The 15,447-nt window shown below is 31.8% G+C and carries 15 protein-coding genes; 10 read left to right on the plus strand and 5 right to left on the minus strand.

Annotated elements, in window-relative coordinates; genetic code table 11:
- Both H527_RS0106395 and H527_RS21570 read right to left on the minus strand, forming a co-directional pair.
- On the minus strand, positions 1-1,011 hold the full coding sequence (locus H527_RS0106395) for a hypothetical protein (protein WP_035087537.1): 1,011 nt from the start codon (positions 1,009-1,011) through the stop codon (positions 1-3).
- Positions 989-1,435 (minus strand): cytochrome c oxidase assembly factor Coa1 family protein, encoded by a 447-nt coding sequence (locus H527_RS21570; RefSeq protein ID WP_035087539.1) that lies wholly within the window; start codon positions 1,433-1,435, stop codon positions 989-991. The genes H527_RS0106395 and H527_RS21570 overlap by 23 nt, the downstream gene beginning before the upstream one ends.
- A 90-nt stretch (positions 1,436-1,525) precedes the next feature.
- On the opposite strand from H527_RS21570, the gene H527_RS0106405 reads away from it, so the two are divergent.
- From H527_RS0106405 to H527_RS0106420, 4 genes are all read left to right on the plus strand, one after another.
- Entirely contained in the window at positions 1,526-2,731 is a 1,206-nt protein-coding gene (locus H527_RS0106405) for a beta-ketoacyl synthase N-terminal-like domain-containing protein (RefSeq protein ID WP_323054114.1), read from the plus strand.
- A gap of 39 nt (positions 2,732-2,770) precedes the next feature.
- Positions 2,771-3,736 (plus strand): alpha/beta fold hydrolase, encoded by a 966-nt coding sequence (locus tag H527_RS0106410; RefSeq protein WP_027411936.1) that lies wholly within the window; start codon positions 2,771-2,773, stop codon positions 3,734-3,736.
- An 81-nt stretch (positions 3,737-3,817) separates the two neighbouring features.
- Positions 3,818-4,921: a biotin synthase BioB gene (bioB, locus tag H527_RS0106415; protein WP_027411937.1), complete on the plus strand. Its 1,104-nt coding sequence runs from the start codon at positions 3,818-3,820 to the stop codon at positions 4,919-4,921.
- Between the two features lie 308 nt (positions 4,922-5,229).
- Complete coding sequence (locus H527_RS0106420) at positions 5,230-6,102, plus strand: cupin-like domain-containing protein (RefSeq protein ID WP_027411938.1); 873 nt, start codon at positions 5,230-5,232, stop codon at positions 6,100-6,102.
- Between the two features lie 28 nt (positions 6,103-6,130).
- On the opposite strand, the gene H527_RS21575 is transcribed toward H527_RS0106420, so the two are convergent.
- The 3 genes from H527_RS21575 to H527_RS0106435 all read right to left on the minus strand — a co-directional run bounded on the left by H527_RS21575 (position 6,131) and on the right by H527_RS0106435 (position 11,890).
- A complete protein-coding gene (locus H527_RS21575; RefSeq protein WP_081414561.1) occupies positions 6,131-7,798 on the minus strand; it encodes a S8 family serine peptidase in 1,668 nt (555 codons plus the stop codon).
- A 67-nt stretch (positions 7,799-7,865) separates the two neighbouring features.
- Positions 7,866-9,962, minus strand: coding sequence for a prolyl oligopeptidase family serine peptidase (locus H527_RS0106430; protein ID WP_051316665.1), 2,097 nt, complete (start codon positions 9,960-9,962; stop codon positions 7,866-7,868).
- Positions 9,963-10,150: 188 nt separating this feature from the next.
- Entirely contained in the window at positions 10,151-11,890 is a 1,740-nt protein-coding gene (locus H527_RS0106435; protein ID WP_027411940.1) for a helix-turn-helix domain-containing protein, read from the minus strand.
- Positions 11,891-12,115: 225 nt separating this feature from the next.
- Here H527_RS0106435 and H527_RS0106440 point away from each other — a divergent pair, with 225 nt between their 5' ends.
- The 6 genes from H527_RS0106440 to tssD all read left to right on the plus strand — a co-directional run.
- A complete protein-coding gene (locus tag H527_RS0106440) occupies positions 12,116-12,421 on the plus strand; it encodes a hypothetical protein (RefSeq protein WP_027411941.1) in 306 nt (101 codons plus the stop codon).
- A gap of 103 nt (positions 12,422-12,524) precedes the next feature.
- Entirely contained in the window at positions 12,525-12,650 is a 126-nt protein-coding gene (locus H527_RS24680; RefSeq protein WP_262891707.1) for a hypothetical protein, read from the plus strand.
- Positions 12,651-13,027: 377 nt separating this feature from the next.
- Positions 13,028-13,525, plus strand: a complete 498-nt coding sequence (locus H527_RS0106450) for a hypothetical protein (RefSeq protein WP_027411942.1) — start codon at positions 13,028-13,030, stop codon at positions 13,523-13,525.
- Between the two features lie 493 nt (positions 13,526-14,018).
- Positions 14,019-14,288: a hypothetical protein gene (locus H527_RS0106455; RefSeq protein ID WP_155837820.1), complete on the plus strand. Its 270-nt coding sequence runs from the start codon at positions 14,019-14,021 to the stop codon at positions 14,286-14,288.
- 140 nt (positions 14,289-14,428) lie between these two features.
- Entirely contained in the window at positions 14,429-14,905 is a 477-nt protein-coding gene (locus H527_RS0106460) for a hypothetical protein (protein WP_027411944.1), read from the plus strand.
- 175 nt (positions 14,906-15,080) lie between these two features.
- The coding region (gene tssD / locus H527_RS0106470) for a type VI secretion system tube protein TssD (protein WP_027411945.1) at positions 15,081-15,447 on the plus strand (367 nt) is incomplete at its 3' end.

The following is a 15,447-nucleotide window of genomic DNA, read 5'->3' on the forward strand; positions in this document are numbered from 1 at the left end:
TTATAAGCATAATGTTTCAAGAGTAGTTTTAAACTTCTCTTTTTGATCTATATAAAAAGCTATTTTTTTATACTTTTTTTGGGTTCCGTACAGCCCAAAAAGTGTGTTCTCGGTTTTTAAAGTAATTAAGATATTATGACTTTCTAACTCCCCAAGTGGGGATAATTTTCGAGTTTCGGTGTTAAACTCTAAATCTTTAGTAGTAATTTCAATAGATTCAATTTCATTAATATTTATGGTTGTTTCACTAAGGATACCATAACGAAGTTGTATCTGCTGCTTTTCAATACATATGGGTCTTTTTAGAATAGATTTCAAAAAGCCAAAGATCTGGAGACTAGAATACATACTTAAAACACTTGCAACCCAAGCAGCAATAGTACTCCATTTTAGTAGGAGAATATGAATTACATAGGTTTCGACTCCTATAATAAAAATAAAAGCTACTAATAAAGAAATGGTGCCACTGTTTTTATGGTAGGAGAATTCGTTTTCTTTTAGAACTCTTTTTTTCCAGACTATAAACCCATAATAAAAAACAGCAAGTTCCATAGCAAGAAATGTAGCTATTCTTTTTGGTAAAATATCAAAGCAGGTTTGTTTCAAAGCAGTAAAAAAATCCTGCTTGTCTTTTGTGGTAGCTTTATATTGTTTTAAGGTTTGTCTAACTTTGTGAAAGACAAAAATAACCACTCCAATTTCTACAAGAGGAAACACCCAGGTTTTAATCCAGTTAAGCAAAAACTGATGTTCTTTAGGAATACTATAGGAAGCTACCCATATCCCTAAAACAAAAAAAGGAATTACAGTAGTTTTTGGTATGTTTTTCTTTCTAATCAATAAAAAATAAAAAAAAGGGATAGTAAAAAGCAGATCTAATGTTATCCCAATAGATAAGGCATTGCTATTTGTTTCAAACAAGAGATCTCTAGAGATTAAAATCACAGATAAAATCAGAAGCAATGGTGTTCCAAAAACGATTAAATAATTATGGGTTTTCGTTGTATTCATCTTGTTGATATCCTAATAAATCAATTTGCTCATCGGTTTCTTCAATAATCACATACATTTCTGTATAGGTCCATTGGTCATTTTCTTTAGTACCTACTAAGTATAGTTCTGCTCCCCCTTTAGGACCCTTAATTGGTATCGATATATCTGCCGATCCTTGGTTGTTTTCATAAGATAAACTGCCATTCATCATACCATCCGTTTCTATAGGTTCTCCTAGAATATTTATAACATACTCATCTTCGTTTACCTTTTTAATAGCATCTTGATAAGGAACAGATTCGGAGATTAATTCGCTTACTCCAAATATCAAAGAACCTAAAAAAATAAAAAATAAAATAATGATAGTTAAGCAACCACCAACAGGAACTGCCCATCCCCAGTTTCTGGCAAACCAACTTTTCTGTGGTATATGATCTTCCATAACATGTATATTGTTGTAAGTATAAGTATCTAAAATCTATATTTTGTTACTTAATTATGCTCTAAAATACAGTAAAAAGTATAATAACTATTGAACAAGATAGAACAAACCTGTACATTTGCCAAAACTTATAAATTGCAACAAATAGTATCTATAACGGGGATTTCTTCCATATCTCCTTTAGGATTTTTTTCTAAAGATATCTGGAATGCCTACAGAGATCCATCCCATCGTATTTCTACTAAAAATTTTGATGGAGAGAAAGCACTTGTAGCTTTCCTTTCTGAAGAAGCAAAACAAATAATCGAAGAATTAAGGCAAGAAACAGATCATTATAAAAACTTAGATGATTCCGTTCTTTTTGGGATCTATGCTGCAAGGCAAGCAGTAGTAAATGCAGGGTGGGATAAACAAAGTAATTTTGGAATTAATATAGGTTCCTCCAGAGGAGCAACAAGTCTTTTTGAAAAATACCATCAGGAATTTCTAAAAACAGGTAAGTCTTCTACATTAAGTTCTCCTACTACAACGCTTGGTAATATATCCTCTTGGATAGCACATGATTTACAAACCAACGGGCCAGAAATAAGCCATTCTATAACCTGCTCTACGGCATTACATGCAATCCTTAATGGGGTTGCCTGGTTACAGTCGGGCTTAGCAGAACAATTTTTGGTAGGGGGGAGCGAAGCACCATTAACCCCTTTTACTATTGCACAAATGAAAGCGTTAAAAATATATGCTTTGGATGCAGAATCTGCTTACCCTTGTCAGGCAATGAATTTAGATAAAAAGAAGAATTCTATGTTTTTGGGAGAAGGAGCTGCCGTTGTTTGTCTGGAAAAAGAAGTAAAAGATAATGCCATAGCTTTAATAAAAGGTATAGGATATGCTACAGAACCTTTACAACATAATATATCGATATCTACAGATGCAGATTGTTTTCAGAAATCAATGAAAATGGCTTTGGGAACAACCCCGATAGAGGATATAGACGTTATTGTAATGCATGCACCAGGAACAGTAAAAGGAGATATGGCAGAATATAATGCCATTAAAGCCGTTTTTAAAGATACATTACCAGCTTTAACCACTAATAAATGGAAAATAGGGCATACTTTTGGGGCTAGCGGAATTTTAAGTTTAGAATTAGCAATATTGATGATGCAGCATCAAGAATTTATTCCCGTACCCTTTATAAAGAATAAAATAACCCCTAAACAGTTGCATAAAATCATAGTTAACGCTGTTGGTTTTGGAGGCAATGCGGTAAGTATATTATTAGAACTTCCTTAAATATTGTGAAATAAATATAATTGAAAAAGAAGTAAATAAATGAAAACACAAATCACTTTTCTTTTTATAAGCTTTGTTTTAGCTATTCAGGTTAAAGCACAAGAAACCACCATTCATGATCAATTTGAACCTAAATTTATAAATATTAATGGGTATCAAATTAATGTAGAAACTAAAGGTAAAGGAAACCCAATCGTATTTATTGCAGGAGGCCCAGGGAACTCGCACGATTATCTACAAGGTAACTTTGGGAAATATCATACTTCTGCGCAAGTAGTGTTTTTTGATGGATTGGGCAGAGGTTTGTCTGAAGATGCTAAGGATAAAAAAGAATACTCTATACAAGGGGATGTAGAAACACTAGAAGGGATAAGAAAAGCATTAGAGTTGCCAAAGTGGACACTTGTAGGACATTCTTACGGAACCGTAGTAGCACAAGCCTATGCTATAAAATACCCACAGTATACAGAAAAAATGGTTTTGATTAATGGGTTTCATAGTGGATTAATGTGGCAGGCAAATTGCGATAGCTATAACCACTATGCCAAGACACATTTTCCTGAAAAATGGAAAGCTGTGGATTCTTTAAGAGCAGTAGGTTATGTGTCTTCTGATCCTGAGTTTTTAAAAGTATATGGTGATTTTCCAACCAAATATATATACTATCATAATACAGAATTAAATCAACCTGTGCCCAAAAATGTAAAACGCTCATGGAATCTAGATGTATATTATAATATTGTAGGTCGAGATGGAGATTTTCATGTTACAGGAGATATGGGAGATACAGATTTTAGAAGGAAGCTAAAAGAAGTGAAGTCACCAACATTAGTAATTGCTGGTAGATATGATGGCGTCTCTACACCAGAGTTTGCAATACAATATAAAACCTATATGCCACAAGCAGAGTTTGTAATGTTCGAAAAAAGTGGTCACAATCCATATTTAGAAGAACCAGAGAAATTTTTTAAACTATTTGAACAGTTTTTAAGTATAAAAAAATAAACTTTACTATTTTAGTTTAGCACTTTAATGGCTACCATACCAGATTTTATTACATTTGATTTTTTTAGATTTAGATGATATATGAGCGTTATTAAACACAATTGGACAAAACAAGAAATTCTTGACATTTATAACTTACCATTAATGGATTTGCTGTATAAAGCAGCTACCATTCACAGGGAGTACCATGACCCAAATACAGTACAGGTATCTACTCTTTTATCTATTAAAACAGGAGGGTGTCCAGAGGATTGCGGATATTGCCCGCAAGCAGCAAGATATCATACCGATATTGAAGGCAATGATCTTATGAGCGTGCAGCAGGTAAAAGCACAGGCTCTTAGAGCAAAGTCATCAGGTAGCTCTAGAGTGTGTATGGGTGCTGCATGGCGTAATGTTAAAGACGGACCAGAGTTTGAAAACGTATTAGAGATGGTTCGTACCATAAATAAGTTGGATATGGAGGTATGTTGTACCTTAGGTATGATAACCGAAAATCAAGCACAACGACTTGCAGAAGCAGGTTTGTATGCATACAATCATAATTTAGATACCTCTGAGGAATATTATAAAGAAGTGATTTCTACCAGAGGATATGAAGATCGTTTACAAACGATTGATAATGTTCGTAAAACTAATGTTACCGTATGTAGTGGTGGGATTATTGGTATGGGGGAAGAGGTGGAAGATCGCGCAGGAATGCTTGTCGCATTATCTAAGCTAAATCCACAACCAGAATCAGTGCCGATTAATGCATTGGTTGCTGTAGAAGGAACACCAATGGAAGATGAAAAGCCTGTAGTAATATGGGATATGATACGAATGGTAGCTACTACAAGAATCATTATGCCAAAAACTCAGGTAAGACTATCGGCAGGAAGAACTGAAATGAGTAGAGAAGGACAAGCAATGTGTTTCTTTGCAGGAGCTAATTCAATTTTTGCAGGAGACAAACTACTAACCACCCCTAATCCTGATGTAAGTGAGGATATGGAAATGTTTAAAATGCTAGGGCTTAACCCACAAAAACCATTTGTTAAAAAAGCACAGCCAGAAACAATAGAAGCAAAAGATTCTAAATACGAACCTTTGGGAGAAAAACCTAAATGGTCGAGACCAGACCATACTATCGAAAAAAATGAAACTGCAAAACAAAAAGGAAAAGAAGTAGCAGCAGGCAAATAGTATATGCCACATTGTTTTTTTAGAGACTAGTATACAAAAGGATGTATCTTTTAAAAGTGTATTAACGATGTTAGATTCAATATTGTTTAGTTAACAGATATATTTAAATTCCTTGTTCATATTCAGTTTGTCGAAGTGATTTTAAATTTACGTTTTCTAATGTTTTTAACAAGCTCTGACTGACAACTAAACGACATTAATTTTAGATTTACAATTAGGATGCTGTTTGTTTAGATCTGGTAGTACTATAAATCGATGGCATATTTTTGGCAAATAATAACTTAATTTTTAGCTCATTTTATACATAAGTGAAATTAAACTTAGAGCAAATACCAAGGGTAAATACAATTACCAAAGAAAAATTTCTTAAGGAGTATGTTCATTTACAAAAACCAGTTGTGGTCGAAAGACTAATCGAAGATTGGCCAGCATATAAGAAATGGGATCTTAATTATATAAATACGTTGGCAGGCGAAAACATCGTGCCTTTATACGATGACAGACCTATTTCATCTCACCACAAATTTAATGAAGCGCATACTAGTATGAAAATGAGTGACTACATTAATTTACTACATAGTGGGCCTACAAATTATCGTATTTTTTTATATAATTTGTTAAAAGAAGTTCCTCAGCTTCAAAAGGATTTTAGCTACCCAGATATTGGCTTAAAATTAATGAAGAAATTACCATTTCTTTTTTTTGGAGGCACAGGTTCTAAAGTGTTTATGCACTATGATATAGATTATGCTAATATACTTCATTTTCATTTTCATGGCGAAAAACAATGCATACTATTTCCTCCTTCGCAAACTAAATATGTATACAAATTACCACACTCTTTATTATCTCATCAGGAGATCGATTATGCAAATCCAGATTTTGATAAATGGCCAGCATTACAAAATGCAAAAGGATATATAACCAATTTAAAACATGGCGAAATGTTATATATGCCCGAAGGATACTGGCATCAAATGACCTATCTAAGCCCTGGGTTTTCTATGAGTATTCGTTCTGTTACTAAAAGCAAAATTAGATTTGTAAAAGCTATGTATAATGTTTTTGTATTAAGGCGTGTAGATAATTTTATGCGAAAAATCCAAGGGCAAAAATGGATAGAATATAAAAATAAAGAGGCTATAAAAAGGACTACTAAAAGAGTGAAAAAAGTGCTTTAAAAATTGTATTATACCCTATCCTTATTCATTATTTTTTGCTTTTAGATATCTGTTCTGCCAATACTAATGCATTATAAGCGTTGACTACTTTGCCAGATTTGGAGAGTTCAGAAAAGGGAATCATTTTTTTAGAGTCATCTTTTTGGAACATCTCTACATCAATATTATATGAAACTCCAGATTTCATGAGTATCTCTTTTATTTGAGAAGCTTTTAAATCTGGATAATGAGACATTAATAAAGCTGCTACCCCAGATACTATTGGTGTGGCAATAGATGTTCCCTGACTATATCTATATTTATTATTGGGTAATGTAGTATATACTTTATATCCAGGGGCAAATAAATCTACATTATTCTTCCCATAATTAGTTAAATAGTATCTTAGTTTCTTATCTAATGTGTATGAGTTCGCTCCTACCATCATAAAGTTATTACTTATTTCCTTTTCATTACTATCATTGTCATTTGGATAATAGTTATTTTCTTTTTCATCTAGAAGAAGGGCATTATTACCCGCTGATGTTATAAAGAGCACATCTTTTTTAGCAGCATATTTTATGGCTTCGCTAACCCAATGTCGATTCATAGATAATAGCTTACCAGAACTCATGTTGATTATTTTTGCACCGTTATCCACAGCGTATCTAATTGCTAATGCTATATCTTTATCCAATTCATCTCCATTGGCAGAGACACATAGTGTCATAATTTTTACTTCATTAATAACACCATCAATTCCTTTATTATTATCTCTTTTGGCTGCAATGACACCAGTTACAATTGTCCCATGATATAGTTTATCTAGATTTCCAGAAACATTATTATTTCCATAGGCTATATCTTTAATCTCATTAGGGTTATCACCAGTAATTTTTCTTTCTTGATAATCCAAATTTGCACTCAATTCTAAAGCCCCATTGTTCTGTTCTATAAATCCTAAAAGAGATTCTTCTGTAATTCCTCTATTTATATAATCAATTATTTTTTTTGCCTGCTTCTCTGCTATTGTATCTTCCGTCTTAAATTCTAAAAGATTCTCTTTTGTTATACTTCCAGTAGCAAAATAATGTTTTAAACCATTTATAGCATCTTTTATATCTTGTTGATACTTTTGTATTGTTTTAAGCTGTTGTTGTTTTGATTCTATGTTTTCCTTTAACCTCCTCTTTGCTTCTTGATAGATTTTATAATTTTCTTGTTGACTTACCAAACTGGTATCTATCGTTTTGTTTTCAAATATTGGTTTAAACTTTTTTATTAATCGTACAGATTCATAACTAGTATAAATTATATTTTCTCCTTTTTGATTTCCTAAAAAATTCCAACCATGTATATCATCAATATACCCATTATGATCATCATCTTGTCCATTATTAGGAACTTCCTTCGTATTGATCCAAAACTGCTTTTTTAAATCTTCATGATATATATCTACCTCTGTATCGATTACAGCTACAATAACTGTATCTCCTTTTTTTCCTCGTAAAATCTTATCATAAGCTTTATCTAAACTTATACCAGGGATAGTATCCTCGATAATATCTTTATAATGCCAGCTTTTAAGCTCTTCTTCCTTTAGCTTTTGTTTTTTTACAACTCCATTAAATGCTCTAGGGAGCAATTGGTTTTTATTTTCTTGCGTATACCCCAATAAGAAACTGATGAAGAGCAAAAAAAGAAATAGTTTTTTCATAATTTGTATTCTTTTTGCTATTCCATAAATATAAATAGCAAAAGGATTAGTGATTTAAAAGCAATTATTATTTAGGCTGATAATCTGGGTGACCAGTTTGAGAAAGAGCAAAAGCTATTCTTCTTGCTATTTTTGTTAGTGTTTTTCTTTTAGAATTTTCTCTACCATGCCCAGATTCAAAATCTACTGCGAATAGTATAGGTTTATTCGAAATACTATATTCTTTTAAACGAGCAATAAACTTAGTAGATTGCCAAGACGCAACCCTTACGTCATTAAAACCTGTAGTAACTAAAAATGCTGGATAAGAAGTGTTCTTTTCTAAATTATGATAACTGTCCATTGCAAAAAGGGATTTAAACTCTTCTGGGTTTTTAATGGATCCAAATTCTTTTACATTGTTTTTGCCATTTGGAGCAAATTCTGATCTTAATGTATTAAGAATTCCCGAAGTAATGATCGTAGCAGAAAACAAGCTAGGTTCTTCTAAAACAGCTCTACCAACAGTAATTCCTCCCGCGCTTGCACCCCAAGCAACTGTTTTTTTTGGTTTTGTATAACCCTGTTTTTGAAGATATTTCACACAACTAATTAAGTCCTTCCAACTATTTGCTTTGTTTAATTTTTGTCCATCCATATGCCATTCATAGCCTTTTTCCCCACCACCACGAACGTGAGCTACTGCATATGCTCCTCCTTCATCGATCCAATTAGATATTAAAACTGTTGATTTAGGATTTATACTTCTTCCATAGGCTCCATAAGCTGTAATAAATAGAGGACAGCTTCCATCTTTTTTAAAACCTTTTTTATATATCAGAGATAGGGGTATTTCTTTTCCGTCATGAGATTGTACCAAAATTTCCTCAACAATTACATTATTTTGCTTTAATTCAGATATTTCTTGTTCTAATGTAAAAGATTTTGATTCTATATTATAAAAGTATTTTGTAGAGTTATTTGCCCATCCTTCTATTGTTATCCATAAATCACTTTTTGTTGGACTCTTAGTTTGTAGGCTAATACTGCCTGCTTTTACAGGAAGATCAATTTGTTTTAAAACCCCAGTATTATCAAGAAACATTAGCTTGGCTTCTACACCATTTTTAACTTTTACAAAGTATATACCATCTGTAGTAATTGCAAAACTTGTTATTATTTCTTCGGTGTATTCGGGTACTAATATATCAGGATTTGTAAAATCTGGCTTATGGATTGGAGTTTTGCATATTTTAAAATTTGATGCATCTTTAGCCGTTAAATATATCAGTTCATCTTTTAAAAGAAAAAATCGCTTTACCTTATCAGAAACTTTAAACAAAGGTTTCCAGTCATTTTTATTTTTTGATATCATTTTCAGAGATGCTACATAAGCATCTCTATATTTTGTAACACCTGCAACTGTTCCTATGAGATGTTTATTTTCTTGATAATCAAAATATAAAAGAGGAAAATCTTCTTCTTTAAAAGATATAGAAGGATTGTTTGATTTTGAAAAAAGCACTGTTTTTTCTTCGGTATTTTCAATATCAAAATAAGTAGCTTCAGTATTAAATAAATAACCTTTCTTGTTTTTATCGGTTACCGGAACATGAGTATAATATATACCATTACAGCCCGCATTCCATTTAACACCTCCTAGAGCACCTGGCCATGACTTTTTATCGGTTTCAAATATTATTACTCTAGATTTTACATCTATAACTATGATATTAGAAAATTCCTTATCATTTTCAGTAATTCCTAAAGCAATCTTTTCTCCTGTCCAACATGGGCTAATATGATTAATAGTATATTTAATACTATCATTAACTTTATATGATTTTGGATCAAAGACCAGAATTTCTTTTCCGTTTTTCTCTTCTTTGTAAAATAATTTTGAATAATTCTCTTTGGGATTCGTTTTAAGATAAAAATATAGATCATTAGTGGTAATTACAGTTGAAGATATATCAGAATCTTTTTTTTCATAGGATTGTAAAACTTTATTAAGATTCTTTTTTGTTGATCCAATTTTTTCAAAATAATAATCAGTTACCTTATTATTTTGTTTTAACCAACTTATTACTAGACTATCGTCGGGATTTTCAGTGTATCTATAAGGGTCATCTATAACGACATTATGATACTTTTCCATCAACTCGTTTTTTTTTAAAGGCTTCATATCATTTTGCAAAAGAGATAAGAATATGACAAAAGATAGTAGATACAGGATAAAATTAATTCTGAAAGATTTCTTAATTCAAAATTAGTATAAGGATATTGATGATACTTCTTTTTATCAGTCTATTGATCTACGTTTATAAATTAACAATTCTTTATTCATAAATTAACAACATTAAAATGCTAATACTAAGTAAGTTTTTTATTTTTCATGTTTTTTAGATTATTTATAAAATGAGATGGATATATGCCTGTTTTTTTATAAAACGCTTTAGAAAATGCTTCTTGTGATTTAAAACCAACCTCATTTGCAATGGCTTTAATAGAGTATAATCTAAATTTTTTGTCTTCGGTTAATTTTTTAATACTATACTGTATCCTTAAATCACTTATGTATTTTGAAAAATTTTTCTTTTTAGATGAGTTTATGACAAAAGAAAGATAAGAAGTATTGGTTCCTAAAAGAGTTGCTGTTTGTTTTAAAGATATGTTTTTATCTAAGAATTTGAATTCTTCTTCAAATATATTTAATCCTTGTAAAATGCTTGTTTCTATTTCTTTAGGAATAGACCCTTGTACAGTGCTTCTGGCTTTATTTTTAGTATTGTTTTTAAAATTTGATTGATCTTTAATTAATTCTTTAAAACGAGCTTGATAAACTCTCTTCTTTTTATAAAATCGATAAATTATTAGAATAGCGAATAATACAACTGTTATTAAAATAAGATTTAGATATAAATATTTGTTCTTTCGTCTATCTAACTTTTTAATTATGCTTTCTTTTTCAGATATTAAGTTTTTACCCTCATAGTTTCTAGCTATATCTTTATTTACATTCTGAAATTTTATATCAAGAACGCTATCAACCTCAATTAGTTTGTTCATAAAAGATAATTGCTTCTCAAGATTTTTGTTTCCTCTATAGAAGTTAACTAAAGCTTCATACGATATTTTAGTTTCTTTAATAATTTCAGGATGGTTCGTATATATGGAGTCAATTTTAAGAAGGTAGTTTTCGTATTCATTATAATTACCTTTTTCACGATATATTTTAGAAATAATTAAATATATAGATGCTAGTCTGGCTTTTCTATTATTTATTAATCGAGCACTTTTTTTAAGACTATCTAATGCTTTTTCTTTTCTGCCAGATAGTTGCATTGTGGAGCCATAACAAGCTAGAAACATTGGATACATATATTTATTCTCAGATTTAAGAGATTCTTTAATTCCTATTTTATTAATAATCTCAGCAGAATCTAATTTTTTAAGTACATTATAAATATTGGCTAATCTGAATAATGATTTCAAATATTGTCTTTCCTGTTCGTAACCTTCTTTTTTTTCTTTTGTATTAAAATATTTGATATTGTCTCTGAATATCTCGAGAGCTTCTTTTCTTTGATTAGTAACATTTTTTAGATTACCTATGTTATGTCGTACAACAATTTGCTGAAATTCGTTTTTTTCTTTAACAGCAATTTTTTGTGCCTCTAAAAACATGGATAATGCTTCATCATAGTTTGCCAAGTAATAATAATTGATACCTTTTTGAATATTACCCTTGATTAATAATTCTTTATTATTGCTTTTGTTGCCATATAATAATATACTGTCTGCTAATTCTAATGCTCTTTTTTCAGTAGAAATTTGTGACAAAAGATAATAACCATTGGCTATTTCAATATTATTTGTATTTTTTTTAGCTCTTTTTATATATGCATTTGCATATATACCAGCAAGAGTAAAATTATTACCACTTTTATAATAGCCTTTTTTAAGATATTTATAGGCTTTTTCTTTTAAAGAATCACTTTCTATAATTTGAAAATTAGATTTTATCGTAGAGGGAAAATTTGCTTTGATTATTGTAAAAAACAATAATCCAACAAATAAAAAAGATGTATCAAGTAATTGTTTTTTTGTCACTCTACTTTTATTTATAAAATTAAAACACTTTTTGTAATGGTATCTTTATAAAAGATGTGGTAAATTAAAATTATTTTTTTTAAAGTATTCGTTTTTAGATTTTTATGATAAAAGTATAAAGCGTTATTTATAAATTGACATTTGTTTATTTATAAATCACTCCATAATCCCCTTGCAACAACGTAAATCTCTCCGTTATATTTGACTCCACAAAATTAACCAACGATGGAGTATTTAGAGTATCACCACAAACATAAGTTTATGTTGTATGTATTAAAAATGTTACACCTTAAAACCGATATTTTTATGTACAATCTGGCACATCAGTATCCTTATGAGCTATTAGTATATAGCTGGATCAACAAATTATACGAAAAAGGCATCCCTCAAGAAAAAGCCGTACAGCTTATCTATAAAGCACGAAATATAGTATTGCTTAACCCAAAAAATAGATCTGTAATGCGCCATAAAGCCCTTCGAGAGCCTCAGGGCATCGCCCTTAACAAGTACGCTGAGGCATTGTGTACATAAATAGAAAGCAGCACCTAGTGTCCTTCGAGAACCTCAGGGCACATCTATAAAAAGTAGTACACTGAGGCTCTCGAAGTGTACCTCCAATAAAACCAAAAGCATAATGTTTACACCTTATATACATCTGGATACGGATCAAAAAGAAGTAGTATGTATAAAAGTTGCTATACGAACCAAGGCAGCTGTAAAAATTGTAGAAATAGCATTGGGATTGGTAAACCCCGAGTAAAAATTGTAGATGTTGAGGTAATTATCACATACGAAATACTTAAAAGGATCGAATAAGAGGTAAAAAATTTATAGTGAGTTCATTAGTTAGTGAATAGGTAGTCGGAATGGGTCAGAAGCCAGATGTAAGAAGAGTGAAGTTTGAAATCCAAAATTTGAAAAAAAGTTAATTGAGTTTGTGTGGGGAGTCGATAATCAAAGTAGACTTTGTGCTTTAGGCTCCCTTTTTTAGCAGTGAAGTATTAAGTTAAGTCCGTGAGTATTGTAGTCTTTCAACCTTGCATCTCTGCGTCTTTTAGAAGGAGAGAAGTATGAAGCTAAAACCTAACAACCAACAGCTAGAAATAGAAACAGAAAAACAATTAAATACATATAATAATGAGCGAATACAACAGAATCAGTAAAGTATTAACAACCGAAGAGGTAACTACGATCCAAACCAGTCTTACCACCTTAAAACAAGAATTGGATTTTTTACAAAACCTAACGCCAAAAGAGCGTAAAAACTTACCAAAGATCAATAGCTCTAACAAGATTTTTGCCGAAGACAGCATCCATATTTTAGAAGGCAAACCAAAATGGATACCAGATGCATTAACTGCCGAAGAAGCCCGTAAAGACCTTACCCTTTTTGAGCAATTAGACCCTGTTATTTTAGAACTGGATATCCTGCTACGGCAATTAAAAGATACGCAGACTATAGCGGGTAGCGAGGTGTACCGTGTAGCATTATCAGTTTATAGCCTTGCCGATGCAGCCCGTAAAATGCCGATGGAAGGCGCACAAAGTGCCTACGAACTATTAAGAACCCGTTTTACACAAAGTATCAATGCCACTCCTGTAGAAGAGAAGGAAGAATCTAATACACCAGAGTAACAGGCAAAATTTGCTATGTAAGGAGCAAAAAACACAGGCGCACTATCCTTTTTTGCAGGCTGTATCCCAAAAAAGAGGAGGTAGATATCAAAAATTACAAGCGGTACCTCAAAATTTGCCCTATCGATAGCAAAGTTACCCCAATGACTCAGTAATGAAGTGGGTACACTCGCAATCCCAAGTGGGTGAACTGACAAAGTTACATAGAACCCCCGGTTCTGAAGTACCCCACCCCCAGTAATGAAGTGGGTAAACTGACAAAGTTACCGCAAGCTTTAACAGTTGTAGTACCCCGGGGTACTTCGTAAGTGGGTGGGGGTACTTATATAAGTGGGTAGGGGTACTTGCTAAGTGGGGTATGCCATAAAACAGTAAATCCAAAAGTAGGGAAAGGGATAAAGAATATGCAGATAACAAACGTAAACCCATCGCTGTATTGTGCTCTCCTAGAGAGGTGTAGTCAACAATAATTAAAAAATAAAATACACATCGTATGGATATCATGATAAGACAAATACAGATTATAGAACGTATGGATCAATTTATTAGAATGCGGGCTACAGGTGGCCCAGATGAGTTTGCATCCCGAATGGGGATTTCTAAAACTAAATTGTATAGAACCATACAGCTTATGAAAAAACTAAATGCGCCTGTAGCGTATGATATAGCTGAGCAAAGTTATGTATATGCAGAAGCAGGAGAGTTTACTTTTGGGTTTTGTGCAAAAAATAAAAGTATACGAGAGTTTGGGGTGAGTTTGTGAATCTTGTAAAAACTCTTCTCTTTTTAGGAAGGGTTGGGGACTAAAGAATAAAAGTTGGAAATGTGAAAAGCGAGGGAAGTTTGGTGTCTGAAATCTGAAAATGAGTTTGCGAATAAAATAACAACTATTAACCACCAAAAATGATAACACACAAAGATAAAATCATCCAAAACCTGTTTAAACAAGTAAACGGCATGGATAAAATTGAGGTATATGATATCCTGCTTAAAATCGAAACTATGCTTAGGGATTTTAAAAGCCCTATCCAGTACGAAGAGATTAAAAAGCAGATAGAAAATATCTCCATAAAAACAAATATCAGTGCAGCAGATCGCTATGGATATTGTTATCTGCATGACCATTGCCAGTATATGAAAGTTTATAAAATCAAAACCTTATTGCCCAACTTTTTGGGTGGCGAGTATCTATATTTTATCACGCCTTGGCAATTAAAATTAATGGAATATAATAGGGATAACTTACAAATAACCTTTGCAGAATCACATCTGGAAGCTATAGCCCTTGATTTTTTGAAAAAACATCCCCCAAAAAGCAAGAACCCCGTAACGGATCGTTTACGGTTATTAGAGTTATTAGATCAAATCGACTCCGATTAATGTTCAATAGTATACCTAAAAACGCTAATAAAACCAATGGTTATGGAAAAATCATAAACTTGTTACGCAGCCAAAAAGATCCAGATTATTTTGCGTTATTTTGTGTTCCCAAAACCTATTTTGTTAGCTGAATTTACACTAAAATAATTCGATAATAACAAGATACATACCTACAATGGGCATACTAGCTAAACTTACCATTTTTGGTCAGGTACGAGAGTTACAAAACTGTACCATGCTCTACCAAACACTTATAGACAAAAAAGGAAAACCTGCCCCTATGGTATTGGGTGGATTAATAGAATGTACTTTTATAACAGGCTATAACGAGGAGGTGTTTTTGTACTTTATGCAAATGCCATCGGTACATAATAAAAAAAATGAAGATTTTTATTATTTAAGCGAAGGAGAGGTGGTATTTTACTTTAACTCTTTTGATAATCCACCTTTAAAAAGATATAAATTTAATGATGCTGCCATAGTAGAGTATAGAGAGGTTTTTGCTACTAATGGCGAAACCCCAATGTTAACCACGATTACGA

Origin of the sequence: Aquimarina muelleri DSM 19832 (assembly GCF_000430665.1) — a bacterium.
In the GTDB taxonomy this organism is placed as follows: domain Bacteria; phylum Bacteroidota; class Bacteroidia; order Flavobacteriales; family Flavobacteriaceae; genus Aquimarina; species Aquimarina muelleri.